Genomic DNA, 23959 nt, shown 5'->3' on the forward strand with positions numbered 1-23959 from the left:
CTTCGGCATGAACCACAGCAGCCAACTCGCCGCCTACGTCGAGGAGTTCGAGCCCGACGTGGTGCTCATCGCGGGCCGCTTCTCGCACCTCGAACGCGGGCGGGGTGTTCAACACGGGCCTGCTGGCCGATCCGTCGCCGGAGGCCATGTACGACTACCGGCCCGTGCCCGCGCAGGCGCTGCGCAGGGCCCGGCGGTGCCGGGCCCTGTGCACGGAGTACGGCGTGCCGCTGACCGCGGCGGCGATCCAGTTCCCGTACCTGCATCCGGCCGTCGCGTCGGTCGTCGTCGGCTGCCGGTCGGCGGCCGAGGTGACGGCGAACGCCCGGGCGGCGCGCTTCCCGGTGCCGGACGCGCTGTGGCAGCGGCTCGCCGACGAGGGCTTCGTGCCGGAGCGGCTCCTCAGCCGCTGACGGTCTGCCGGGCGCGCTCGGGCAGGGCGCGCACGGCGTCGGCCGCGTCCCGCACGGTGTGCGAGGTCTCGCGCCGGGCCCGCGCCGCCTGCTTGCGGCCGCTGGTCGCGGCGCCGCGCGCCCGGTAGGCCAGCGAAGGCTTGCCGTGGGTGTCGGCCGCCGCGATCAGCAGCCCGCCGATGAGGGACACGTTCTTCACGAAGTGGGTGCGCTGCTGGCTCCGCCGCTCGGGGTCGTCCTCCTTCCACCAGGCGTGCCCGGCCAGCGTCGTCGGGACGAGCGAGCCCGCGAGGGCCAGCGCGGCGAAGCGTGGCGCGATGCCCGTGGCGAGCAGCAGCCCGGCGCCGATGTGCACGGCGCCGTTCAGCCGGACCAGCTGCTCGGGGTCGTCGGGCAGGCGCGGCACGCGGGAGGCGACGGGCACGGCGACCGGTTCGGCGGCCGGGGCCACGCGCCCGGGGGCGCGGACGGTGGAGATCCCTCCGGTGATGAAGACGGAGGCGAGCATCGGGCGTGCGTATTTCCTCAGTACAGCCATGAGGACCGCGTTCCCGGGCGGCGGCGACTCACTCCGGGTGCGGGCCGGACACGTATGACGATCTCCGCGCGGGGCACCCGGCTCTGCATGAGAGCAGTGACCGCAGTGGTGTCCTGCGCCGCCGGACTCGCGCTGGCCTCGGGGCTCGTGGGGTGCGGCGGCGACGGTGGTGGTGCCCGCCCGGCGTCCGGGCCGTCCGGGACCGTGGCGCCCGCGTCGTCCGGCTCGCGGCTCGTGGTGACCACGGAGAACGGCCTGCGGCTGCGCCCCACCGACGGCGACCGGGTCGCGGTCGACGACGGCGTCGCCCACCGCTGGTCGCACCGCGACCACACCTGGGTGCTGGACCTGACCTGCAAGAAGCGCTGCCCGCGGATGCCGCGGGTGTCCGTGCCGGACGGCACGGCGGTCACCGTCGTCGCCCGCAACGCGGGCATCGACGCGGCCGGCGTCCCCGGCGCCCTCGACCTGACGACCGTCAACGGCGACGTGACCGTGGCCGATTCGGGCGCCGACGGCGCGGCGGTGCGGCTCACCACCCGCAACGGCTCGGTCCGCGCGAGCGGCGTCCGCGCCCGCTCCCTGGCGGCCGAGACGGTGAACGGCGACGTCACGCTGGGCTGCGCGCACGCGCCGCACCGCCTGTCGGCCACGACGGTGAACGGCAGCGCGTCCGCCGTCCTGCCGCACGACGCCCCGGCCTACCGGACGTCCGCCACCACCGACAACGGGCACCCGTTCGTCTCCGTGCCCGCCGAAGGGGCCGCCGCCGACCGTACGTTGACGCTGACGACCGTCAACGGCGACGTGCGCGCCCGGCGCGACTGAGGCCCCCCGGTCAGGCCCGCGCCAGCACCACCACCGCGTTGTGCCCGCCGAACCCGAAGGACGTGCTGACGGCGACGGTCGAGGCCAGCGGGCGGGCCGTCCCCGCGACCGTGTCGAGGTCGCAGGCCGGGTCGGGGTCGGTGAGGCCCGCGATCGGGGGCACGACGTCGTCGCGCAGCGCCAGCGTGGTAAGCGCCGCCTCGATGACGCCCGCCGCGCCCATCGAGTGGCCGAGCGCGCCCTTCGCGGAGGTGACGGGCGGGCGGTGCGGCAGGACGCGGGCGAGCACGGCCGCCTCCATCGCGTCGCCGCGCGGGGTCGAGGTGCCGTGCGCGTTGACGTGGTCGACGTCGGCCGGGGTCAGGTGCGCGTCGTTGAGTGCGGCGCGCAGGGCCCGCTCGGCCTGGCGTCCCTGGGGGTGCGGGGCGACCAGGTGGTGGGCGTCGTTGCTGGCGCCGTAGCCGGCGAGGTGCGCGAGCAGTGGCGCCGAGCGGGCGGCCGCGTGCTCGGCGCGCTCCAGGACGAGCGCCCCGGCGCCGTCGGCGATGACGAAGCCGTCGCGGGTCCGGTCGAAGGGCCGGGACCCCGTGTCGGACAGCGCGCCGAGCTGGGCGAAGCCGGTGACGATCAGCGGGGTGGCGGAGGCCTCGGCGGCGCAGACCACGGCGATGTCGCACTGGTCGGAGGCGAGCAGGTCGCGGGCGGCGCCGATCGCGGTGCCGCCGGAGGCGCAGGCGGTGGCGACGGCGAAGGCGGGCCCGGTGGCGCCCAGGTGCAGGGCGACGGTGGCGCACACCATGTTGGGCAGGTAGCCGGTGAGGAAGTACGGGGAGACGGAGGTCGGCCCGTCGGCGGCGAGCCGGGCGGCGGCGCGCTCCTGTGCGTGCATGCCGCCGGTGCCGACCCCGGCGACGACGGCGACGCGGGTGCCGTCCCACTCCGCCGGGTCGAGCTTGGCCCGGTCGAGCGCCTCGGTGACGGCGGCGAGCCCCATCCGCACGCTCGGGTCCAGGTGGGCGAGTCCGCGCCCGCGCAGCGGCAGTTCGGCGGCGCCCTCGACCCGGCAGCTCAGCGAGACGGGCAGGTCCGCCAGGGTCGGGTCGGGGGCGGCGCTGGCCCGGCCGGCGCGGACGGCGGCCCAGGTGGTGTCGGCGTCCCGCCCGGCCGGGGTGACCAGCCCGAGGCCGGTCACCACGACGCCCGTCATAGGGCTCGCCGCGCGTCGACGCGGGCCGCGAACTCGGCGAACCCCAGCTCGCGCAGTTCGTCCTCGGTGACGGTGACGCCGAGGTCGTCCTTCAGGGTGATCGCCATCTCGACGACCATCAGCGAGTCGACGAGCAGGTCGGTCATCAGGGCGTCGCCCCGGACGGCGGCCGGGTCCACCTCGAACTTGTCGACGAGGAGACCGGTGATCAGGTCGGTGGTGGGCGTCGGGGACGCGGCAGAGGAGATGGTCATACTGGAAGGAACCACCCCAACGGCATCTTTAGCCTTGCGGACGCCCCTTTTCAGCAGAAAGTGGGATTCCGTGACTCACGTGAACTCCGGACCGCACGGCCAGGACGCGACCGACCTGGCCGATTCTCTCCTCGGCTGGCTGGCCGACGACTACTTCCGGGTGGAGGTGACCGGTCTCGAGAACATCCCGGCGACCGGCCCCGCCCTCCTCGTGGCCAACCATTCGGGCGCCTGGGGCCTGGACGGTTTCATCCTGCACAAGGTGCTGTGCCGTCAGGTGCCCCGGCCGGTGACGGTGTACGCGTCCGAGCTGATCCTGCGGCTGCCGGTGCTCGCCGCGTACGCCCGGCGGCACGGGATGCTGACCGACGATCCGACGCTGGGCAGCGGCCAGCTGACGGCGGGCGGGCTCGTCGCGCTGTTCCCGGAGGGGTTCGGCGGGGTCGGCAAGCGGTTCTCGCAGCGCTACCGGCTGCGGCCGTTCGGCCCCGGGTTCGCGAGCGCCGCCGTGCTGACGGGGGCTCCGGTGGTGCCGGTGTCGATCGTGGGGGCCGAGGAGGCGTATCCGAAGCTGGGCGAGATCGGGGCGCTGGCCCGCCGGTTCGACCTGCCGTTCTTCCCGGTGACCACGCCGTTGCCGCTGCCGTCGAAGTGGCTCATCAGCATGGGGGAGCCGATCCCGGCGCCGCCCCGCGCCGCGTCGTTCGCCGAGCGGTCGGCGGCGACGCGGCGGCTGTGCGACGAGGCGTGGTTCACGGTGCAGGGCATGGTCGACCGGGACCGGGGCCGGCGGGCGACGCCGTTCTGGTGAGCCGTGTCCCGTCCGGTGCGGGTCAGTTGCCGAGCCAGTCGGCGGCCCGGCGGGCGTCGGCGGCGGCGCGGGCGCACCGCTCCGCGTGGTTGAGGAGCGTCATCCGGCAGCGTTCGCCGAAGGCGTCGTGGTTGAAGCCGGGCTGCCGGGCGAACTCGGCGAGCGTGCGCGCGTGGCCCTCCAGGCGGCGCGCGGAGGCGGCGACGAGCGCCGCGTAGTGGGCGGGGCGCTGTCCGGCGGGCGGCGTCCGCATCAGGTTCGAGTCGTCGGGTACGTGGGCGTCGGCCCCGGTGTTCACGAGCGCGAGGCGCAGGGTGTCCGCGGGCAGTTCGACGGGCGGCGCGCCGGGGTCGAGACGCGGGGCGAGGACGACGGGTACGGCCTCGCGGACCAGGGCGCGGACCAGGGCGGTGGCGGCGAGGACGCCGAGGTCGGCGGCGGCGCAGGGCACGGGGGCCGCACACAGGGCCGCGGCCGCTTCCCGCTCTCCGGTGCGGTCGTCCGGGACCTCGGCGCCGACGGCGTCGTCTGGGCCGTCGGCGTCATGGGCGTCATGGGCGTCATCGGCGTCATCGGCGCCAGGGTCGGCGGCGTCGGGATCGTCGTCGAGGTCGCGCAGCCAGGAGGTGGCGCACAGGATCTCGGTTCCGGCGTCGACGGCGAGCCCGTCCCACACGAAGGGCGCGTCGACGCGGTGCACGGTGGCCGCGAGCGGCGGATACCGCAGCAGCGCCTCCGTCACCGCGTCCTTCGGCGCACGGCCGCCCGCGACCAGGGCGAGGGCCTGCGCGGCGGTGTCGGTGAGGGCGCGGGTGACCGTCTCCAAGGCGTGCACGACGACGGTCCCGTCGACCGGGAGGTCGACCAGGAGGGGCGCGAGCCGTCGGTTCAACGCGGCTTGCCTGGAGGCGAGTTCGGCGTCGTCGGCGGCGTGGGCGACGGCGTCGAGGATGTCGCTGAGGAGGGAGTCGTCGGCCGCGGCGGGGCCGAGCACGATCCGGCGGGCGAGCCGGTGCGCCGCGGTGCGCCACGCGTCGCGGTCGAGGGTGGCGTCGCCCTCCCGCGCGGCGAGCAGCCGGTGGGCCTCGATGTCGGCGGCCTTGCGCACCCGCCCGTACAGCGACGCCGCCGACACGGGCAGTCGGGCGTGCGGGGCCAGGTGCAGGCGGGTGCCCCGGTCGGTGAAGCCGGTGACGGCGCCGCGGGCTCCGGCCTCCTCGGCGGCGGCGACGAGCCCGGCCGCGTCGTCGCGGTTCAGCGGCATCAGGAAGGTGCCGAAGGCGGTGCGCAGGCGCGTGGGCCGTCCGGACGCGGTGCGCCGCACCTGCCCGAGGATCTGCCGGGTCAGCTCCTGGCGGGTGAACGGCCGAAGGCCCAGGGCGCGGGCCGGGGCGTCGATCCAGCCGATGCCCCGGGCCGCGAGCGCGGCGCTGACGAGGGCGTTCTCCAGGGGCCAGGCCGTGCCGGGCCGGGCGGTCGTCGTGTCGCTGGCAGTCATGGGCGTTCTCCGTACGGTCCGGTCGGCGCGGCCTGGGGCGGGGTCACTTGTCGCGCAGCAGGTAGGGCTGGTTGGCGGCGATCTCACCGTCGTAGGCGGTGATGAGTTCGTTGACGCGCGCCCGGAACCCCTGCTGGGCGTCGCCGAGGGTGTCGGCGTAGGCCTGCGGGGCGTGCGAGAGCGGGTAGTCGTACGTCTCGTCGGTCCACGCCAGCTCGATCCAGGTGTCGGGGATGTCGTTGGCGGAGGCCGGTCCGCGCCCGTCGAGACCGGGGATGACGTCGTGTTCGTTGACGAGGCTGACGACCCGGGTCGTGGGGTCGGCGGGGCGCTTGTTGTCGATGGGCGAGCCGACGGTGACCACGTGCGTGAGCCGGTACCTCGACACGAAGTCCAGGTCGCAGGCGAGGTTGACGGCGGTGATGCCGCCGAGGCTGTGCCCGACGACCATCAGCTCGGCGCCGTCGGGCACGCCCGCGCGCAGCAGCATCTGTTTCACGGACCGGGTGTAGGTGGTGTCGGTGCGCAGCATGCCGTCGAAGGCGCCGACGAGGTCCTGCGGGGTGCCGTTGCTGACCCGGCCGAAGCTGGTGCCGGGCAGCAGCACCACGTACCGCTCGGTGCCGTCCGTGCAGGTGACGCGGCGCAGCAGGGCCAGGCCGTGGTTGCCGAGCGCCGAGATGTCGTCGATGTAGCGGACGATGTCGTTGGCGGAGCGGGCGAGGACCCGGGTGAGCAGCGGGTCGGGGTCGACGCGCTCGGCGCGGCCGCGGCCGGGGTTGAGGTGCCGGACGAGTCCGGCGGGCAGGCCGAAGAGGGGGTCGGTGGTGGGGACGCCGCCGGCCAGGGTGACCCAGGCGAAGCTGTCGTTGGTGGGGTTCTCGTCGAGGAGCCCGTTCAGCGCGAGCAGCTCCATGATCACGGGGCTGACGGTGGTGAGGGTGCGGGTGACACCGTGCAGGTCGGTGAGTTCCCGGGCGGCGCGCAGCGCTTCGAACCGGCGGCCCGCGACCACGGCGTCGGTGAGCCGGCGGGCGAGCGGTCCGGCCAGGTTGGGGTGGGCGCGGGCGGCGGCCTCGATCCGCAGCGCGAACGCGTCGACGGCCATCGCCACGCAGGCCGGCCGGCGCCGGGCCATGGCGCCCATCGAGCGGAAGGTCTCCCCGACCAGCCCGCCGTTGACGGCGATGCCGAGCCCCGCCGGGTTGGACAGGGCGCGGGCCGCCGCGAGAACGGTGCCGGTCGCCCAGCCGGGCCGGCGCACCGCCTGGAGCCCCACGCGCCAGCTGGCCCAGGCGGCGGTCAGCTCCGCGCCGGTCCTGCGGGTGGCGAGGGCGGCGTCGGCGAGCAGCACGGAGGCCGCGATGAGGAGTTCGGGGTCGGTCTGCTCGGTCTGCTGCGGCGCCGGGGGCGCTGTCGGGGCTGCCATCACGGCCACCTCGTCCCTGTGCGTGGTAGGTGTCGATGTGTGCCTGGGCCCGCCCCTCCGGGGGGCGGGTCCGTTCGGTCTCGGGGTTGTTCGGTCTCGGGGTTGGTCGGGGGCGGGGCTGTTTGGGGGATGGTCCGTCGGGGCTGGTGCGTCGGGGGCGGGTCAGTTCGGCGCGGGTCCGTCCGGTCTCGGGCTGTCCGGTCTCGGGCTGTTCGGGGGCTGGGTCGGTTCGGGGGCTGGGTCGGTTCGGGGGCTGGGTCGGTTCGGGGGCTGGTCCGTCCGGTGGTGAGCCCGTCCGGTGGTGGATCAGGCCGGCGGGCCCGCCCGGGACGAGCCTGTTTGCGAACGGGTCCCGCCCGAGAGCGAGCCCGCCAGTGAGCGGGTTCGTAGGCGGACGGGGCCCGCCCGGGGGCAAGTCCGCCCAGGAGCGGATCCCGCCCGAAAGCGGGTCCCGCCCGAAAGCGGATCCCGCCCGAGAGCGGGCCCCGCTCAGGACGAGCCCGCCCGCAAGCAGGTCCGCCCAAGAGCGGGCCCCGCTCGGGACAAGCCCGCCCACAAGCAGGTCCGCCCAAGAACAGGCCCCGCCCAAGAGCGGATCCCGGCCGAGAACGGGCCCCGCTCAGGACAAGCCCGCCCACAAGCAGGCCCACCCAAGAACAGGCCCCGCTCAGGACAAGCCCGCCCGCGAACGAGTCCGCCCAGGAGCAGGCCCGCCCGAGGGCGGGTCCGTCATCGGACAAGGCCGCCCAGGAACGGCGGCCCGGGCCGACCGGGTCCTGTGTCGGGTGTACGGCGGTCGACCGTCACGGCCGGACGGGCCCCGCCGCCCGGACGGGCCAAGCCGTCTTCAGCAGTAGACCCGGGGCAGGGCCGTCCGGCAGGGCCACGGCGGCCGGTCGGGTGAATCGCGTGCGGTGTGCGCGCGCCAGGGCGGTGGGGGCGGCGGGCCCCGGCCAGCATCACCGAGGTGATCATCGGACGAGCGGACCGGGCCCGCGCCGCCCCACCCGGGGCCCGGCGGCGGGCCCGGGTGCGCAGCCTGGCGCTCGTGGCGCTGCTCGCCCTGGCCTGCTGGCCCGCGCCCGCGCCGACGGCCGCCGACGGGACCGGCACGCGCGGCCTGGCGCTGGAGGTCAGTGTCAACACCCGGCCGGGGCTCGGCGCGCTGCGCCCGGGGATCCGGACCGGCGGGCCGGTCGTGAAGACGTACCGGCTGACCAACCGCGGCGGCGCCGACCTGTACGCGGTCCGGATCCTCGACCCCGCGCTGCCCGGCGCCCGGATCCGCTGCCCGGGCGGCGGGGACCGGGTGCCGCGGCTGACCGGGCTGCGCTCGGTGCGCTGCACGGCGACGGCCCGGGCCCTCCCCGGCAGCAGGACCGGCGTCGCGGTGGCCACGGGGCGGCTGCCGTATTTGCGGGCCACCGTGCGGGCGAGCGCCCGCTCCGGGTACGCGGGGGTGGGCGGCGCGCTGGCCCTCGTACAGAGCGCGCGGGTGACGGGCCCGGGGCGGGCGCGGGTGCGTTACGCCGTGACCAACACCGGCAACCGGACCGTCGTCGGCGTCCGGGTCACCGATCCGGGGCTCGCCCCCGCGCGGCGCGGAGCGCCCGCCGGGTGCCCGGTGACGGCCCGGCTCGCGCCCGGGGCGACGGCCGTGTGCGGCATCGAGGTGCTGCGGGCGCCGGGCACGTACACGGGCCGTGGGCTGGCCCGGGGCACCGACGGGCTGCGCACCCTCGGGCCGCGCGGCGAAGGGGTGGCCGCGCCGCCGCTCACCGCCCGCGCGGCGGTGCGCTTCACGCTGCCCGGCGGGCGGGACGGCGGCGCCGCCCCGCCGCCCCGGTCGTCCGCGGCGGCGGTGGCTCCGCCGGGCCGTGCCGACGGGACGGCGGGCCGCCCGCCCGGCCTCGGCGCACCGCAGGCCGCCGTGCCGCCCGTGCCGCCCGAGGCGCTGGATCTCCCGCCGGGCACCGTGGGGCTGCCGCCCGGCGCCGCGCCCGCACCGGTCCCGCCCGGCGTCCCACAGGAGCCCGCGGTGCCTGCGGTGCCCGCAGTACCAGCGGCGCCCGTGGTGCCGGTGGCACCGCCCCCGCCGGGCATCGCTCCCCCGGGCGCGGCCCGGCCGCCGCAGGACCACCGGACCCGGGAGGGACCGGGTCAGCGGCCACGGACCGGGCTGCACCGACGGGCACCCGCGCGGGCGCCGTTGCTGCGGCGCTTCGTCCGGGCGGACCACCGGCCGACCGGTCTGGGGCTGCTGACCGCGCTGTTCCTCGTGTTGCTGCCGGCCGCCCTCGCGGCGATCCTGCTCGGCTCCCGCCGCCACTGACCCGCCGTCGCTGACCCGCCGTCACGACCGGCCGTCACGACCCGCCGTCACGACCGGCCGTCACGACCGGCCGCCCGCCCCTCACCACCCCCGACCTGGGATGTCCTGATGACCGAAATCCTCGCCGTCGTCCTCGGTGTCGCGCTGCTCGCCGCCGCGGTCGTCCTGCTCAAGCACCGCTTCTGGCCGCTCGGCCCGGACGACGAACCCCGCGAGGACGTCGCCGAGTACATCTCGATGATGGTCGGCGTGCTCTACGCGCTCGTCCTCGGCCTCGCCCTGGTCTCGGTGTGGGACACCCACTCCGGCGCGGAGGACCACGTCGCGGCGGAGGCGGGCGCCGCGCACCAGGTCCACCTGCTGGCCGCCGGGCTGCCCGCCGCGCAGGGCGAGCGGCTGCGGTCCGGCGTCGAGACGTACGTCCGGCACGTCACGGACACCGAGTGGACGGAGATGGCGGGCGAGGCCGGGCCCGACCGGGCGGGCTGGCGGATGCTCGACCGGATCCGGGCCGCCGCCCAGACGTCGGCCGACGCGGCCCCCTCCCAGCAGGCCACCGTGCAGGAGACGCTGGCGCAGCTGAGCGTGCTGGACGAGGCGCGCCGGGGCCGGGAGGCGGACGCCGGTGAGCGGCTGTCGCCGGTGATCTGGTTCGGCCTGATCGTGGGCGGCTTCCTCACCGTGGCCTTCATGTTCATGTTCGGGGTGACGCGCAGTTTCACGCATGTGGTGATGGTGATGGGCCTGTCCGCCCTCATCACCTTCACGGTGGTGCTGATCTACCAGCTGAACACGCCGTTCAGCGGCATGTTCGCCGTGGGCCCCGACGCCTTCACCCGCTACTTCTGACGCCGGTTCAGGCCCAGACGGCCTGCGCCAGCGTCGCGCCGACGAGGGCCGAGCCGAGGCCGCCCAGCACGCTGCCGACCACGTTGACCAGCGCGTAGAAGCGCAGGCCGGTCTCCGCGAGCCGCAGGGTCTCGTAGGAGAAGGTCGAGTACGTGGTCAGCGCGCCGCACAGGCCGGTGCCGACGAGGAGCTGGAGCCGGGAGGACGCCGCGCCCGAAGCGACCGCGCCGGTGAGCAGGCCGAGGACGAGCGAGCCGGCCATGTTCACGGCGAACGTGCCCCAGGGGAAGGCGGTGTCGTGCCGGGCCTGCACCGTGCGGTCGGTGAGGTAGCGCAGCGGGGCGCCGACCAGGGCGCCCGCGATCACCAGCAGCCAGTTCACGCCGCTCCTCCGTCCCCGCGCCCGGGCCCGTGCCCGTCCCCGTGCCCGCGGGTGCGCCGGACGCCCGCGGCGACGCGGCGCGTCAGGTGCGTGGTCGTCCAGACCGCCGCGAGGGCGGCGCACACGGTCAGGGCCAGATAGCCGAGCGCGGTGCGCGCCCCGTCGCCGCCGGTCAGGGTCCTGATGTCCACGGCGTACGTGGAGAAGGTGGTGAACCCGCCGAGGACGCCGGTGCCGAGGAACGGGCGGACCAGGCGGTGCGCGGGCCACACCTCCGTGACGAGGACCATGAGGACCCCCATCGCGGCGCACCCGGAGACGTTCACCCACAGGGTCGTCCACGGGAAGGCGCCGCCCGGCGTGGGCCACGACAGCGCCGCGCCGTAGCGGGCGCACGCCCCGAGGGCGCCGCCGGCCGCGACGACCGCGATCACCGGGGCCTGTCCGCGCCAGGGCGCGGGGGGCCGGGCGGGCGGGGCCGTTGCGGCGGACTCGTTCGGCATGGGGGTGCGGGCCTTCTTCGCGTGCGGGTGCCCTCTCGCGTGCGGACTGCCTTCATCGCGCGCGGGGCGTTCGAGCCTATCCCGGCCGCCCGTCCCGCGCCCTCCCGGCCCGGCGCGCGCCCGCCGTCACAGGTTCCGCCCGAGCCCCGCGCCGCCGACCACGTAACTGCACTGGGTGTAGGTGTAGCCGGGCGCGATGGTGCCGCCCGCGGCGCGGCTGTTCGCGGACCGGGAGGCGCCGCCGGGTTTGTGCAGGAAGTCGTACGATCCCGCGGGCAGCCTCAGCGTGGTGTGCGGGTAGGACTTCCCGCTCGCCCGGCACGCGTTGCCGCGCCCGGCCGCCTCGCTGGCGTACGTCCGGCAGGAGCCGCAGCCCGCGATGGTGACGCGACCGGTGACCGGCCCGGTGTAGAGGACCTCGACGGGGTCCGGCCCGTCGTTGCTGATCACCAGCTCCATGCGGCTGCCGCCCGGGGCGTGCGCGGGCGGCAGGCGGAGCCCGGCGGAGGGCCGCTGCTCGGCGATCTCGGCGGCGATGGCGACCTGTCGGGCGCGCCCGCGCCGTCCGTCGCTGCGGTAGGTCCCCGCGAAGCCGGTCAGCGTGGTGCGGGCCGCGCCGAACTTCCCGTCCTCGAACTGGTCGAGGCCGCAGGCGTACACGCCGTCGCGCACGGCCGTGTCGACGTCGCCGCGCAGCCGGGCGGGGGCGGGCGCGGGCAGTTCCCCGGCGGTGTCGCCGATGCGGCGCAGTGCGTCGGTGGCCGGGCAGGGGTCGGCGCCGTCCAGTTCCGCGGCGCGGCGGGCGACGGCGGTGCGTACCGCCGGTTCGACCGCGGCGGCCTGCTCCGAGGCCGGGAACGTGCGCAGGAGACGCCCGAGTTCGCCGCCCCGCCCGTCGCTCTCCGTGGTGCCGAGCCTGCCGGTGCCGCAGGCCAGCAGCGCACCGGCCAGCCGTCCGTCGGGCCAGCGGGCCAGGTCGCCGAGGACGGCCCGGTCGATGGTGCGGGGCACCTCGCGCAGATAGCTGAGGGGCGCGACGGCCGTGCAGGGGTCGGCGTCGGTGTGCGGCGCGGCGACGGTCCGGTAGTAGGTGACGAGGCTGTCGTGGACCCGGTGCGCGGCCCGGGAGCCGGGGTGGTCCGCGGCGAGGTCGTGGTAGCGGTCGAGCGCGGTGCGGTAGGCGGGGCGGGCCTGCGCGAAGTCCTCGCCGGCGGTCCGTGCGACGAGGGCGTCGGCGCGCGCCAGCCGGTCGAGCAGCATCGTCTCCACGGCGTCGTCCCGCAGCGCCCCGTATCCGAGGGCGCCGCCGGCGGGCACGGCGAGCAGCAGCACGCCGAGGACGAGGGCGGCGACGGGCCGGGTCCGTCCGGCGGTCACGGGTGCGCGCAGGCCGCGCCGCGCGCCGTCCGCCGCCGTGGCCAGGAGCAGGGCCAGGTATCCGGCGACCGCCCAGCCGGGCACGCCGTCGGGGTCGGCGGGCAGCGCGACGAGCAGCAGTGCGGCGGTCGCGGCGAGACAGAGCGCGGTGAGCGCCCGGCGGCGCAGCAGGGCGTAACCGAGGCCGAGGCCGGAGAGGTTGAGCAGTCCGGTGGCGACGGCGCGCAGCGGATCGGCAGGTCCCGGCGGCGGCGTCCCGGGGCGGGGCCGCGGCCCGAACCGCAGCACCTGCGTCGGCCCGAAGTCCGGCGGGGGCGGGCCCGGCGGCATCGCCGGCGCTCCCGGCGGCACGGGCGGCGCCCCCGTCGGCACGGGCGGCGTCGCGGGTGGAGGCGGCATGGCGGGAGGCGGACCGAACCCACCGGTTCCCCCGGCGTCCCTGGCGTCCCCGGCGCCTCTGGCGTCTCTGGCGTCCCCGGCGCCCCCGCCGCCCGCCCCGCTCCCCCGCACCGAACCGTCGGACGTCTCCCCCGGCCACTCCATCGCGGTCCCCCAACCGTCAGGTGTCACAGCCCCGCTGCCACGATCCGGGCGGACGGCAGGCCTGTCAATCGGGCACGGCCGGACGATCACCCCCAACTCCCCTTACTTCCCGACGACTTGACGCCCCCACCCCACCCCCATTAACTCAACTCTTGAATTAAGACGCTCGGGCACACAGCGACGCACCAGACGCACCACCAGCACCCCGTCACGGGACCATCGGGAGGGAATCTTGCGTCACACACCCCTGCACCGGAACACCAGAAGGAGACAGGCGGTCCTGCTGGCCGTCTCCGCGCTCGCCGCGGGGCTGCTGCCCCTGACCACCGCGGGACCGGCCGCCTCGGCGGACGATCCGGCCCCCGTCGCCATCGACCACTTCGAGGGCGAGGTGCCCTTCGCGAACCAGCCCGCCGAGGGCCTCTTCACCTGGGGCGGCGACACCGACGACCCGCCGCGGCTGGAGCTCGGGGAGCGCACGGACGCACCCGAGGGCGCCAAGGTGCTCGAAGGGTCGTACGACATCAGCGGCTACGGCGGGTTCAGCCACGACTTCGCCGCCGACCGCCCCGCCCACGACTGGTCGGCGCACCGCGGCATCCGCTTCTGGTGGTACGGGGACGGCTCCGGCCGCACGCTCACCTTCGAGATCAAGGACGGCGGCGCGCACGGCGAGGCGTCCGAGCTGTGGAACACCCGGTTCACCGACGACTTCACCGGGTGGAAGCAGGTCGAACTGCCGTTCACGCAGTTCGTGTACCGCACCGACTACCAGCCGGTCGGCGGCATCGACCAGGTCCTCGGCCTCGACAAGATGTGGGGCTACGCGGTCACGCTGCCCACGGGGGTGAAGTCCCGCTTCGCCATGGACGGCGTGGAGCTGTACGGGGCGGCCGACCCGGCGCTGCGGGCGGCGGTGACGACCGACGCCGCCGTGTACCCGGTGAAGGAGGGCGGCACCGCGAAGGTGCGGCTGTCCGTGACGACCACCGGCAACGTCCCGGTCGCGGACGACGTCACCGTCGCGTACGCCACCGAGGGCGGCACGGCGACGGCCGGCAAGGACTACCCGCCGGTCAGCGGCGAGGTCACGTTCCCGGCGGGCACCGCGTCCGGCGCGGCGCGCACCGTCACGGTCGCCACGACGAAGGACCGGGAGAAGGCGGAGAACGCCGAGACGATCCCGCTGAAGCTCACGGTGACCGGCGCGAAGGCGCCCGCCGAGACGCCCCGGGTGGTCGTCGACGCGCACGGGCTGCCGTACCTCGACGCCCGGCTGCCGGTCCGCGAGCGGGTCGCCGACCTCGTCTCCCGGATGTCCCTGGAGGAGAAGGCCGGCCAGATGACGCAGGCCGAGCGGGGCGGCGTCGGCAGCGGCGGCGACGTGTCCGCGTACGACCTGGGCTCGCTGCTCTCCGGCGGCGGCTCCACGCCGACGCCGAACACGGCCGCGGCCTGGGCGAAGATGATCGACGGCTTCCAGCTGCGGGCGCAGGCGACCCGGTTCCAGATCCCGCTGATCTACGGCGTGGACGCGGTGCACGGGCACAACAACCTGGCCGGCGCGACGATCATGCCGCACAACATCGGCATCGGCGCGACCCGCGACGCCGCGCTCGCCGAGCGGACCGGCGCGGTGACCGCCTCCGAGGTGCGCGCGAGCGGCGTGCCGTGGGACTTCGCGCCCTGCCTGTGCGTCACCCGCGACGAGCGCTGGGGCCGTTCCTACGAGTCGTTCGGCGAGGACCCGGCGCTCGTGCGGAGGATGGAGACGATGATCCAGGGCTTCCAGGGCCGCGCCGACGGCAGCGACCTGGACCGCGACGACAAGGTCCTGGCCACCGCCAAGCACTTCGTCGGCGACGGCGGCACCGCCTACGGCTCGTCGACCACGGGTTCGTACACCGTCGACCAGGGCGTCACGACCGTGACCCGCAAGGAGCTGGAGGCGGTGCATCTCGCGCCGTTCGGCGACGCCGTCCGGCGCGGGGTCGGCACGGTCATGCCGTCGTACTCGTCGCTGGACGTCATCGGCGACGGCGAGGGCCCGGTCAAGATGCACGCCGACGCCAAGATGATCAACGGCGAGCTGAAGGGCGGGCTGGGCTTCGACGGCTTCGTCATCAGCGACTACAACGGCATCGACCAGATCCCGGGCGACTACAAGAGCGACGTGCGGACCTCGGTCAACGCGGGCGTCGACATGGTCATGGCGCCGTACTCGTACAAGGAGTTCCGGGACGACCTGGTCGGCGAGGTCGAGGCCGGCCGCGTCACAAAGAAGCGGATCGACGATGCCGTCTCCCGGATCCTGACCCAGAAGTTCCGGCTGGGCCTGTTCGAGCACCCCTACGCCGACTCCTCGAACGCCGGCCGGATCGGCAGCCCCGCGCACCGCGCCGTCGCCCGGCAGGCCGCGGCCGAGTCGCAGGTGCTCCTGAAGAACGACGGGAAGGTGCTGCCGCTGAAGACGTCGCAGAAGGTGTACGTCGCCGGGTCCAACGCCGACGACATCGGCAACCAGTCCGGCGGCTGGACCCTCACCTGGCAGGGCTCGTCCGGCGACATCACCGACGGGACGACCATCCTCCAGGCGATGCGGAAGGCCGCCCCGGGAGCCACCGTCTCCTACTCGAAGGACGCCTCGGCGCCGACCGGCGGTTACGACGTCGGGGTGGTCGTGGTCGGCGAGACCCCGTACGCGGAGGGCGTGGGCGATGTCGGCAACGGCAACGACCTGGAACTGACCGCCGCCGACCAGGCCGCCGTCGACAAGGTGTGCGGCGCCATGAAGTGCGTGGTGCTCACGGTCTCCGGCCGGCCGCAGCTCATCGGCGACCGGCTCGGCGAGATCGACGGGCTGGTCGCGTCCTGGCTGCCCGGCACGGAGGGCGACGGCGTCGCCGACGTGCTCTACGGCAGGAAGCCCTTCACCGGCCGGCTCCCGGTCACCTGGCCGCGCTCGGAGGCGCAGCTGCCGATCAACGTGGGCGACGCCTCGTACGATCCGCAGTTCCCCTACGGCTACGGCCTGACCACGGCGACCCGGGCGGCGGGCGGGAGCGAGCGCACGCTCCAGGGGCTCGCGCGCTCGGCGCGGCACGCCACCGACGCGAAGGCCGGGCAGGCGCTCGTCGACGCGGCGCGGCTGATCGTCCAGGAGAAGGCCGGCGGCTCGGTGCGGCAGGCGTGGGCCAAGCCGTTCGCCGACGCCGAACACCTGGCGCTGAGCGGCGACTACCCCGGCGCACTGGCCCGACTGATCACCGCATACCGAGCGGCCTGAAGGGAGCAAGTCGGGTCAGAGGCAGGTCAGAGGCAGGTCACCTGACGATAAAAGGGCAGCTCAAGCAGCTATACACTGCATGTACAACCCATGTGTATAGTGCGCGCCATGCTTGCTGCACATGAAAAGATGATGAAAATACGGAAAGGGTTCCGTGTGGTGGCGGCCGTCGCCACCGCCGGGGCCCTTTCCCTCGGCCTCGGCGGCTGCACGACGTACGACACGTCCCGCCCGAGCGCCGCCCGCGCGGCCGCCGCCGAGCCCGCCGCCGCGTTCGGACCGGTCGACTGCCGGCGCGCCAAGTGCGTCGCGCTCACCTTCGACGCGGGCCCCAGCGAGAACAGCCCCCGGCTGCTGGACATCCTCAAGGAGAAGCAGGTCCCCGCCACCTTCTTCCTGCTCGGCAAGAACCACATCGCCGAACACCCGGAGCTGGTCAGACGGATGGCGCGCGAGGGCCACGAACTCGCCAGCCACACCTGGGACCACAAGATCCTCACGGACCTCGACGACGACGCGGTCCGCGACGAGCTCCGGCGCACCGACGACGCGGTGGAGAAGCTCACCGGCAAGCGGCCGACCCTGATGCGCCCGCCCCAGGGCCGCACCGACGACCACGTCAGCGAGCTGGCCGAGGAGGAGGGGCTGGCGCAGGTCCTGTGGGACGTGACCACGAAGGACTACCTGCTGCCCCCGTCGAAGACGATCACCGAGCGGGCCGTGACGCAGACGCACCGGGACTCGATCATCCTGCTGCACGACATCTACCGGAACACCGTGCCCGCGGTGCCCGCCATCATCGACCGGCTCAAGGCGAAGGGGTACGTCTTCGTGACGGTCCCCCAGCTGCTGGCGCCGGGCAGGGCCGAACCGGGCGGCATCTACAAGCCCTGACGGCCCGCGTGCGGCCCGCCGCGCGCGCCGCACGGCCCGGCACGACCTAGCATCGCGGCATGACCGCCCGCATCCGGATCGTCCGCGAGACGCCGCTCAGCCCCGCCGAGGCCTGGCTCCGGCTGACCGACTGGGAGCGGCACGGCGACGTCGTGCCCCTGACCCGGGTCACCGTGACCACCCCGCCGCCGACGGCCGCGGGCACCGTGTTCGTGGCCCGCACCGGCACCGCCCGCCGCCTCGGCTTCGACGACCCGATGGAGGTCGTCCACTGGGAGCCGCCGCACCTCTGCCGCCTGGAGAAGCGCGGGCGCGTCGTGCTGGGCCGGGCCGAGTTCGAGGTGCGGCCCCTGGCCGGCGGGGCCGGTTCCCGGGTGGAGTGGCGCGAGGAACTGCGGGTGCGCGGGCTGCCGGGCCTGGCGGATCCCCTGCTCGCGGCGGCCGCCCGGCGGATGTTCGGGCGGGCCGTCGACGGGCTGCTGCGCCCGGCGGGCTGACCCCCGCGCCGCCCGGGCGGCGGCACCGCCCCCGGTGGGCGGACGACCAGGGTGTTCCGGCCCGGTGACCGGAAAACGCGACCCCCTCGGGGATTCCGCCCGCCCGCCCGGGCCGCGCCGCCGCACCGGGGAGCGGTTGCGCGTCCGTCACATGACGGTGGCAAGAAAATCCCCCCGCCGGTCCGCGCTCGGCCACGGACCGGCATTTCTTGCGTGCCATCTCGCACACACAGGCGATTGCGCGCCTGTCCAAAAAGCGTGCCCCGCCCTTCCGGCGCCAGATACGGGTGAATACCTTTGTGGCGCACGGTAGGAGAAGAAATGCTATGGCCAAAGCTGACGCTTTCGGACATACCCCGGAGCCGCGCGCCCCTTCCGCCGAAAAAGCCCTACCGTTGTTCCGGCGGGGGAAAATCAACGATCCGGCCCAGCGTTTCTCCGTACACGCCGTCCTGCCGTGCCTCGGACACCGATGCCGCGGCCCATTCCCGGCCGCCGGCCATGTCCCCGCCGGATTCATCCGAGCCGCGTTCACCCCCACTTCAGCATCCGGCCGCACAGGGAATTTCCGAAGGAGACCCCGTGACAGAATCCCGGTCGCCCGATCCCGTTTCCGAACGGAGTGGCTTGTTCCTCGACGCGTTCGACCCCGAGCTTTTCCGCACGACGTCCGAGACGGTGACGGCCAAACTGGAGAAACACCTGGCCGACCAGTCGATCAGAGGCCTCGAACTGGTCGCCCCGGCGACGCTGGCCCGGGCCGCGCGGGCCCTGATGACCCCGGAGCGCACGAGCGCCCCGGAGTTCGACGAGGAGCGGCTCGCCGCGATCATCGACCTCTACATCCGCACCGGAATCCAGGTCCACTCCCCCGGCTACATGGGCCGCCAGTTCTCCGGCGTCGTCCCGCTGGCCGGCGTCATCGACTTCGTCAGCTCGGTGGTGAACCAGCCCTCGTCGTTCTACGAAGCGGGCCAACTGCCCAATGTCGCCGAGCGGATCATGGCCGACGAACTGGGCCGGCTCATCGGCTGGAAGCCGGGCGGCTTCGCCATGGTGACCACGTCGGGCGGCTCGCTGGCCAACCTGACGGCGCTGCTCGCGGCCCGCAACGAGCGCTATCCCGGCTACTGGTCGGGCGGCGCCGCGGCGGTCGACTCCCCGGGGCGGCCCGCCATCGCGGTCGGCGCCGACGTGCACTACAGCGTGGCGCGGGCGGCGGGCGTCATGGGCATCGGGGACGCCCAGCTGGTACGGCTGCCGCTCGACGCCGCGCAGCGCATCGACCCCGCCCGGGTGCGCCCGGCGCTCGACGCGGCGCGGGAACAGGGCCTCCACGTCTTCTGCCTGGTCGCCTCCGCCGGCACCACGGCCGTCGGCGCCTTCGACCCGATCGACGAACTCGCCGACATCGCACGGGAACGGGACCTGTGGCTGCACGTCGACGGGGCGCACGGAGCGAGCCTGCTGGTGTCCGACCGTCTGCGCCACAAGCTGCGCGGTGTCGAGCGCGCGGACTCGCTGACCTGGGACGCGCACAAGATGATGTTCGTGCCCGCGCCCTGCACGCTGCTGTTCTACCGGGAGGAGGCGCGGAGCCTGGCCCCTTTCCGGCAGCAGGCGAGTTACGTCTTCGACGAGGAGCCGGACGTCTACACCGCGCTGGACAGCGGCGGCCGCAACTTCGAGTGCACCAAGCGCCCGATGATCATGACGCTGTGGGCCCTGTGGGCGCTGTACGGGCCCGCCCTGTTCGCCACGAAGATCGAGCACCTGTGCCGGCTGACGCGGGAGGCGCACCGGATCGTCGAGGACGAGCCCGACTTCGTGGCACTGCACCACCCCGAGGCGAACATCCTGTGCTTCCGGCACCGGCCCGGCGGCGCGGCGGGCCTCGACGACGCGGCCCTGCACCGGCTCCAGATCGACATCAGGAACCGGGTGAAGGAGCGCGGCCACTTCTTCATCTCCAAGGTCGACATCGACCACGTCGCCGCGCTGCGCGTGGTGCTGATGAACCACCAGATCACCACCGAGCACATCCGGATGCTCCTCGACGAGATCCGGGCCGTGGCGCGGGACGCGCTCGACGGCGCCGCGCACGACGGCACCCCGCTCACCGACACCGGGCCCCGCCCGTGACGAAGGGATCATCGATGAGCACTGTCCACGCCCCCGGCACCCACCCGGCACCCCCCGGGACCCCCGAGACCTCCGGCCCCGCCGTGGCCCTCGCCCCCGGCCTGCCGCCGGACCCCGACGCGGCCCGCGACCTGGCCCGGCACCTCATCCCCGACCAGGAGTTGCGGCCGGCGTCGGTGGCGGCGGTGAGCGCGCTCCCGTCGTTCGCGAGCAAGCTGGCGGAGTGCGAGCGGCTGTGCGGGGCGCCGTACAGCACGCTGTCGCACACCGTGCAGGACGCCCTCGTCCTGCGCAGGCTCCAGCAGCTGGTGCACACCGTGCGGCTCAACCCGCTGTGGCGGGACCGGCTGGACGGCGCGGGGATCGTGCGCGCCCCCGAGTCGCTGGCGGCCTGGCAGCGGATCCCGCTGTCCGGCAAGGACGTCCAGCGCGACTTCTTCATGGGCACCCGCCCCGGCCTGGTGGTCCCGCTCGACGAGGGCCGGTTCGAGATCGTGGCGAGCGGCGGGACGAGCGGCGGCCGTCCGCTCGAGACGGTGTACTCGATCAGGGAGCTGCACGACACCTACGAGATCGCCGGGCGCTTCCTGGGCACGTACCAGCTCGACGGCCGGCTGACCGGCACGGACCCGAAGTGGCTGTTCACGACGCTGGCGGACTACCAGATGTGGAGCAGCGGCACCATGGTCGGCGGGGTGCTCCAGAACGTGCCGGGCGTCAACTACGTCGGCGCGGGCCCGGTGACCGCCCCCGTCCTGGAGCACATGTTCTCCTACCGGGGCCCCAAGGCGCTGATGGGCATCTCGGCGGGCATCGCGATCCTCGGCGACCTCGGCGCGGGCATGACCCAGCAGGCCAAGGAGAGCTTCCGGGTGGCGCTGTACGGCAGCGGGGTGCTGCCCCACCGCAAGCGGGCCGAGCTGCGCGCCATGTACCCGAACCTGGAGATCCTCAGCTACTTCGCCGCCACCCAGGCGGAGACCATCGGGCTCCAGCTCAGCGAGGACTCCCCCGACCTGGCGGCGGTGCCGGGGCTGCACCTGATCGAGATCGTGGACGAGCGGGGGCACTGGGTCGAGGAGGGCGAGGAGGGCGAACTCGTCGTCACCCGGCTGCACGCGCACGAGGCGCCGCTGCTGCGCCTGAAGCTCGGCGACCGCATGATCCGCAAGCCGCGCGTGGACGGACCCGCGCTGCGCACCGAGCGCTTCGAGTTCGCGGGCCGCACCGGCGACGTGCTGCACATCAACGACAGCCAGTACTCCGCCGCACGGGCCTACGCGGAGGTCCGCGGCGAGCTGGCCGCGGCCGAGGTGGTCGACCTGGACGACGCGGCCCACGAGGTGCAGTTCGTCAATGTGCGCGAGTCGCGGAGCATCACCCTGGTCGCCGCGGTCGACGACCCGGTGTCGCTGGCGTTCCGCATGGAGACGGTCCTGGGCGCCCCGGGAATTCAGCAGGTGTTCGTGAACGCGCTGCCGCGAGCACTTTCCCTCTTCAATCACGGTGAGGCCAATCCGGCGTACATGGCGCAGACCGGATACACGTTCGACGTCAAATTCGTGCACCGCATGTCGCCGGAAATCAAGCGGACCGATGTGGGAAAGGTGCCGCTCGTCCGGGATATGGGATAGGGCATTGGCGAAAGGGGCTGAGGGGTGAGCGAAAAGGAGGAGAGAGGAGCTGTCGCCGGAGAATTCCGGAGGAATCCCGTACGCGGCGGACGAGGACGAACACAAACGGATGGACAGGAGTGAGGATGAAACCTCAAGTGAACGTGATCGCGGTCGTCGACGTGATCGGAGCGCTCTCGGAAAGCTCCCTGCTCGGTGGAAATATCTGCCTGGTGGACAACGGCGACTTCCAGAGCCAGGGGCAGGGGACACCGGACCTGTGCACGGTCGTGTGGCCGGGCCAGGTCGTGCAGTGGTCGGTGCTCGCGGTGGACCTCCAGACGCCCGTGGAGATCAAGAACGTCACGTTCCTCGGCGCGGACGGCGGGTCGGACGGCGGTTCGTCGGACGGTTCGGCGGACGGTTCGGCGGACGGCGGGTCCGCGGACGGCGACAAGCTGGACCTGGACGTGTGGACCGGGGTGGTGCCCGCGCACCTGGCCCCCGGCGTGCCCTACCGCTACCGGCTCGAAGTGCAGATGTACGAGGGCGTCAACAGCGTCCTGCACATCGACTCCCCCGCCCTGATGCGCGCGGAGTGACCCCGACGAGGAGTGAGGCAGGGACATGGCCCAACAACTGGCGATCATCGTGCTCGTGGACGTCGGCACCGCCCTGGAGGCCGGAACGCTCGACGGCAACACCTACCTGTTCGACAACATGAAGCTGCACGGCTCCGACGGCCAGGGCACCGGCGCGCTGACCACGGCGATCAACGGCTCCACCTGGCAGGACGGCTCGCAGGCGACCGAGCAGGTGCTCAACTGGCTGCCCTACAGCCTGGGTTCGATCCCGCCGACGGTCCCGCGCGGCTATCTGTCGGACCGGGCGCGCCAGAGCGACCAGCAGGCGCTGGCCGACCTCTCGGCGCTGGCCGGGAGCGGGTCGGCGCCGCAGGACCCGGCGGACGAGCTGGACCAGATCCGGCAGCGCCTCGGCACCCGGGTCAGGACCACCCGGCGTACGAAGGGCCGGCTGTCCGGCCAGAAGATCGTCGACGTCACCGGGAACGTCGTCACCGACGACTCCTCCGCGTCGCACAGCTACCCGGCGCCCGTCATCACCGACATCTACGGCGAGGCCGTCGACGAGAAGATCATGTATCCGGCGGAGTACGGCTCCCCGGACCTGGTGACCGACGGCTGGTACTGGTCGGCGACCGTCGACTCGTCGCGGCCCGGCACGTACACATACCTGATGCGCATCCAGCTGCACCGTCTCGTGCGGCAGGAGGGCGAGCTGCTGTGGGAGCCCGTGAACATGACGTGCGCGTCGCGGCTGCGGATCACCTCCGAGCCCCGGCGCAACGCGTTCACCAAGGCGGGGATGGGCGTGCTCCCGATCTCGCCGACCGCACCGGACCAGGCATGACCGCGCCCACCGGCGGGGACCCCCAGGGAGGGACACGAATGGCGAGCAGTCCGAATCCGCGCCGCGCGACCGCACCGAAGCGGCCCGTCTCGATCACCGCCGTGGTCGACTGCGTGGGCGCGCTCGCGTCCGGCAGCGTGCGCGGCCATCTGTACCTGTACGACACGAACAAGGCGGGCGGCTCCACCGGTCTGGGGACGGAGGAGTTGCGCACCCGCGTGCGGCGCGGCGACCAGCTCCTGTGGAACGTCCTGGCGCTGGAGTGCGAGGCGTTCGTCGCCATCGACGGCGTGGAGATCGACCCGGAGATCTGCGAGCCGGTCAGGAAGGTGTACCCGGGCACCGACGTCGCGTACTGGACCGGCACGGTGAAGAAGGACAGCCGGGAGGTCGCCTACCGGCTCGCGTTCAAGGTCGGCACCCGCCAGGAACCGATCGTCACGACCGTGTCGCCGGCCATCGTCGGCCAGGGGTGAAGGAGGAGCGTTGACCACACACACCGGTGACTTCGTCGCCGAGAAACAGAATCAGGGCCAGCTGAACTCGGTCCAGCTCAACGTCGTCACGCTCATCGACATGGAGCGGGCGACCCGCAACGGCACACTGACCGACGCGATGTTCATGATGGACAACAGCGTCGGCGGGGCCGGGCAGGGCACGGGCCGGCTGGAGACGGTGTGCAAGCAGGGGCAGGTCCTGAACTGGATCGTCCGCCCGATGGACATGGAGAAGCGGCTCGACAACACCTGGCCGCCCATGCCGAAGATCAACAACATCGTGTTCCTCGACACCGAGGCGGGTGACGAGGAGGACGTCGCCGAGCGCAAGATCTTCACGGAACTCAAGATCTACGGGATGCCGGACCGGATGCGCTCGCCGCTGACGCCCGTCTACTACTACTGGGCGGGCACGGTCCTGAGCACCGCGAAGCCCGGCCTGTACCGCTACCGGTTGGTCATGGAGCTGGAGCAGGAGGGCACGCGGGAGAAGCTGTACCTCAACACGGAGGAGCATCCCTCCATCCGCGTCCTGCCCGTCGGCTGATCCGGCGGTGGCCGGGGGGGGGGCCCCCCCCCCCCCCCCCCCCCCCCCCCGGCCCCCCCCCCCCCCGGCCCCGCCCCCCCCCCCCCCG

The 23959-nt window shown here is 74.2% G+C and carries 22 protein-coding genes; 14 read left to right on the forward strand and 8 right to left on the reverse strand.

What is annotated here, in order from left to right; genetic code table 11:
* Nucleotides 1-104 precede the first annotated feature (104 nt).
* Nucleotides 105-413, forward strand: coding sequence for an aldo/keto reductase (locus ACIP5K_RS25600; protein ID WP_401413042.1), 309 nt, complete (start codon nt 105-107; stop codon nt 411-413).
* On the opposite strand, the gene ACIP5K_RS25605 is transcribed toward ACIP5K_RS25600, so the two are convergent.
* Nucleotides 403-951, reverse strand: coding sequence for a DoxX family protein (locus ACIP5K_RS25605; protein ID WP_401413043.1), 549 nt, complete (start codon nt 949-951; stop codon nt 403-405). The genes ACIP5K_RS25600 and ACIP5K_RS25605 overlap by 11 nt on opposite strands.
* An 87-nt stretch (nt 952-1038) precedes the next feature.
* Here ACIP5K_RS25605 and ACIP5K_RS25610 point away from each other — a divergent pair, with 87 nt between their 5' ends.
* Nucleotides 1039-1779 (forward strand): DUF4097 family beta strand repeat-containing protein, encoded by a 741-nt coding sequence (locus tag ACIP5K_RS25610; RefSeq protein WP_401413044.1) that lies wholly within the window; start codon nt 1039-1041, stop codon nt 1777-1779.
* A gap of 10 nt (nt 1780-1789) precedes the next feature.
* Here the strand turns inward: ACIP5K_RS25610 and ACIP5K_RS25615 are convergent, their stop codons facing one another.
* Together ACIP5K_RS25615 and ACIP5K_RS25620 are read right to left on the reverse strand one after the other, a co-directional pair.
* The gene (locus tag ACIP5K_RS25615; RefSeq protein WP_401413046.1) at nt 1790-2986 is read right to left on the reverse strand and encodes a beta-ketoacyl-[acyl-carrier-protein] synthase family protein; all 1197 of its coding nucleotides are present in this window, start codon (nt 2984-2986) and stop codon (nt 1790-1792) included.
* Complete coding sequence (locus ACIP5K_RS25620; RefSeq protein WP_401413047.1) at nt 2983-3240, reverse strand: acyl carrier protein; 258 nt, start codon at nt 3238-3240, stop codon at nt 2983-2985. Before ACIP5K_RS25620 ends, ACIP5K_RS25615 begins: the two co-directional genes overlap by 4 nt.
* 79 nt (nt 3241-3319) lie before the next feature.
* On the opposite strand from ACIP5K_RS25620, the gene ACIP5K_RS25625 reads away from it, so the two are divergent.
* A complete protein-coding gene (locus tag ACIP5K_RS25625; protein WP_401413048.1) occupies nt 3320-4051 on the forward strand; it encodes a 1-acyl-sn-glycerol-3-phosphate acyltransferase in 732 nt (243 codons plus the stop codon).
* A 22-nt stretch (nt 4052-4073) separates the two neighbouring features.
* Here ACIP5K_RS25625 and ACIP5K_RS25630 read toward each other — a convergent pair whose 3' ends face one another.
* The gene (locus ACIP5K_RS25630) at nt 4074-5549 is read right to left on the reverse strand and encodes a hypothetical protein (RefSeq protein WP_401413050.1); all 1476 of its coding nucleotides are present in this window, start codon (nt 5547-5549) and stop codon (nt 4074-4076) included.
* 43 nt (nt 5550-5592) lie between these two features.
* Nucleotides 5593-6978, reverse strand: a complete 1386-nt coding sequence (locus ACIP5K_RS25635; RefSeq protein WP_401413052.1) for a hypothetical protein — start codon at nt 6976-6978, stop codon at nt 5593-5595.
* Nucleotides 6979-7945: 967 nt separating this feature from the next.
* Between ACIP5K_RS25635 and ACIP5K_RS25640 the strand changes: the two genes are divergently transcribed.
* Nucleotides 7946-9310 (forward strand): hypothetical protein, encoded by a 1365-nt coding sequence (locus ACIP5K_RS25640; protein WP_401413054.1) that lies wholly within the window; start codon nt 7946-7948, stop codon nt 9308-9310.
* Nucleotides 9311-9418: 108 nt separating this feature from the next.
* Nucleotides 9419-10159: a DUF4239 domain-containing protein gene (locus ACIP5K_RS25645; RefSeq protein WP_401413055.1), complete on the forward strand. Its 741-nt coding sequence runs from the start codon at nt 9419-9421 to the stop codon at nt 10157-10159.
* A 7-nt stretch (nt 10160-10166) separates the two neighbouring features.
* On the opposite strand, the gene crcB is transcribed toward ACIP5K_RS25645, so the two are convergent.
* The 3 genes from crcB to ACIP5K_RS25660 all read right to left on the reverse strand — a co-directional run bounded on the left by crcB (nt 10167) and on the right by ACIP5K_RS25660 (nt 12820).
* On the reverse strand, nt 10167-10541 hold the full coding sequence (gene crcB, locus ACIP5K_RS25650) for a fluoride efflux transporter CrcB (RefSeq protein WP_401413057.1): 375 nt from the start codon (nt 10539-10541) through the stop codon (nt 10167-10169).
* Nucleotides 10538-11044, reverse strand: coding sequence for a fluoride efflux transporter FluC (locus tag ACIP5K_RS25655; RefSeq protein ID WP_401413059.1), 507 nt, complete (start codon nt 11042-11044; stop codon nt 10538-10540). Before ACIP5K_RS25655 ends, crcB begins: the two co-directional genes overlap by 4 nt.
* A gap of 126 nt (nt 11045-11170) precedes the next feature.
* Entirely contained in the window at nt 11171-12820 is a 1650-nt protein-coding gene (locus ACIP5K_RS25660; RefSeq protein ID WP_401413061.1) for a hypothetical protein, read from the reverse strand.
* A 376-nt stretch (nt 12821-13196) separates the two neighbouring features.
* Here ACIP5K_RS25660 and ACIP5K_RS25665 point away from each other — a divergent pair, with 376 nt between their 5' ends.
* The 9 genes from ACIP5K_RS25665 to ACIP5K_RS25705 all read left to right on the forward strand — a co-directional run bounded on the left by ACIP5K_RS25665 (nt 13197) and on the right by ACIP5K_RS25705 (nt 23871).
* Nucleotides 13197-16250, forward strand: a complete 3054-nt coding sequence (locus tag ACIP5K_RS25665; RefSeq protein ID WP_401413062.1) for a glycoside hydrolase family 3 protein — start codon at nt 13197-13199, stop codon at nt 16248-16250.
* Between the two features lie 108 nt (nt 16251-16358).
* Nucleotides 16359-17144 (forward strand): polysaccharide deacetylase family protein, encoded by a 786-nt coding sequence (locus ACIP5K_RS25670; protein WP_401413064.1) that lies wholly within the window; start codon nt 16359-16361, stop codon nt 17142-17144.
* A gap of 59 nt (nt 17145-17203) precedes the next feature.
* Nucleotides 17204-17641, forward strand: coding sequence for an SRPBCC family protein (locus ACIP5K_RS25675; RefSeq protein ID WP_401413066.1), 438 nt, complete (start codon nt 17204-17206; stop codon nt 17639-17641).
* Nucleotides 17642-18268: 627 nt separating this feature from the next.
* Nucleotides 18269-19783, forward strand: coding sequence for a pyridoxal phosphate-dependent decarboxylase family protein (locus ACIP5K_RS25680; RefSeq protein ID WP_401413068.1), 1515 nt, complete (start codon nt 18269-18271; stop codon nt 19781-19783).
* A gap of 14 nt (nt 19784-19797) precedes the next feature.
* The gene (locus tag ACIP5K_RS25685; RefSeq protein WP_401413070.1) at nt 19798-21417 is read left to right on the forward strand and encodes a hypothetical protein; all 1620 of its coding nucleotides are present in this window, start codon (nt 19798-19800) and stop codon (nt 21415-21417) included.
* 125 nt (nt 21418-21542) lie between these two features.
* Nucleotides 21543-21998 carry a hypothetical protein gene (locus tag ACIP5K_RS25690; RefSeq protein ID WP_401413072.1) on the forward strand — a complete coding sequence of 152 codons (456 nt, stop codon included), beginning with the start codon at nt 21543-21545 and terminating at the stop codon, nt 21996-21998.
* 25 nt (nt 21999-22023) lie between these two features.
* Nucleotides 22024-22827, forward strand: a complete 804-nt coding sequence (locus tag ACIP5K_RS25695; protein ID WP_401413074.1) for a hypothetical protein — start codon at nt 22024-22026, stop codon at nt 22825-22827.
* Between the two features lie 38 nt (nt 22828-22865).
* Nucleotides 22866-23303, forward strand: a complete 438-nt coding sequence (locus ACIP5K_RS25700; RefSeq protein ID WP_401413075.1) for a hypothetical protein — start codon at nt 22866-22868, stop codon at nt 23301-23303.
* Between the two features lie 10 nt (nt 23304-23313).
* On the forward strand, nt 23314-23871 hold the full coding sequence (locus tag ACIP5K_RS25705) for a hypothetical protein (RefSeq protein ID WP_401413077.1): 558 nt from the start codon (nt 23314-23316) through the stop codon (nt 23869-23871).
* Nucleotides 23872-23959 lie beyond the last annotated feature (88 nt).

The sequence above is a fragment of the Streptomyces sp. NPDC088785 genome (assembly GCF_044750685.1).
Taxonomy (GTDB): Bacteria; Actinomycetota; Actinomycetes; order Streptomycetales; family Streptomycetaceae; genus Streptomyces.

What these genes read in the sequence shown, in the direction of transcription:
- ACIP5K_RS25605 (WP_401413043.1), bottom strand. Translation starts at nt 951, where the DNA reads ATGGCTGTACTGAGGAAATACGCACGCCCGATGCTCGCCTCCGTCTTC.
- ACIP5K_RS25610 (WP_401413044.1), top strand. Translation starts at nt 1,039, where the DNA reads ATGAGAGCAGTGACCGCAGTGGTGTCCTGCGCCGCCGGACTCGCGCTG.
- ACIP5K_RS25615 (WP_401413046.1), bottom strand. Translation starts at nt 2,986, where the DNA reads ATGACGGGCGTCGTGGTGACCGGCCTCGGGCTGGTCACCCCGGCCGGG.
- ACIP5K_RS25620 (WP_401413047.1), bottom strand. Translation starts at nt 3,240, where the DNA reads ATGACCATCTCCTCTGCCGCGTCCCCGACGCCCACCACCGACCTGATC.
- ACIP5K_RS25630 (WP_401413050.1), bottom strand. Translation starts at nt 5,549, where the DNA reads ATGACTGCCAGCGACACGACGACCGCCCGGCCCGGCACGGCCTGGCCC.
- ACIP5K_RS25635 (WP_401413052.1), bottom strand. Translation starts at nt 6,978, where the DNA reads ATGGCAGCCCCGACAGCGCCCCCGGCGCCGCAGCAGACCGAGCAGACC.
- ACIP5K_RS25645 (WP_401413055.1), top strand. Translation starts at nt 9,419, where the DNA reads ATGACCGAAATCCTCGCCGTCGTCCTCGGTGTCGCGCTGCTCGCCGCC.
- ACIP5K_RS25655 (WP_401413059.1), bottom strand. Translation starts at nt 11,044, where the DNA reads ATGCCGAACGAGTCCGCCGCAACGGCCCCGCCCGCCCGGCCCCCCGCG.
- ACIP5K_RS25660 (WP_401413061.1), bottom strand. Translation starts at nt 12,820, where the DNA reads ATGCCGCCTCCACCCGCGACGCCGCCCGTGCCGACGGGGGCGCCGCCC.
- ACIP5K_RS25670 (WP_401413064.1), top strand. Translation starts at nt 16,359, where the DNA reads ATGCTTGCTGCACATGAAAAGATGATGAAAATACGGAAAGGGTTCCGT.
- ACIP5K_RS25675 (WP_401413066.1), top strand. Translation starts at nt 17,204, where the DNA reads ATGACCGCCCGCATCCGGATCGTCCGCGAGACGCCGCTCAGCCCCGCC.
- ACIP5K_RS25685 (WP_401413070.1), top strand. Translation starts at nt 19,798, where the DNA reads ATGAGCACTGTCCACGCCCCCGGCACCCACCCGGCACCCCCCGGGACC.
- ACIP5K_RS25690 (WP_401413072.1), top strand. Translation starts at nt 21,543, where the DNA reads ATGAAACCTCAAGTGAACGTGATCGCGGTCGTCGACGTGATCGGAGCG.
- ACIP5K_RS25695 (WP_401413074.1), top strand. Translation starts at nt 22,024, where the DNA reads ATGGCCCAACAACTGGCGATCATCGTGCTCGTGGACGTCGGCACCGCC.
- ACIP5K_RS25700 (WP_401413075.1), top strand. Translation starts at nt 22,866, where the DNA reads ATGGCGAGCAGTCCGAATCCGCGCCGCGCGACCGCACCGAAGCGGCCC.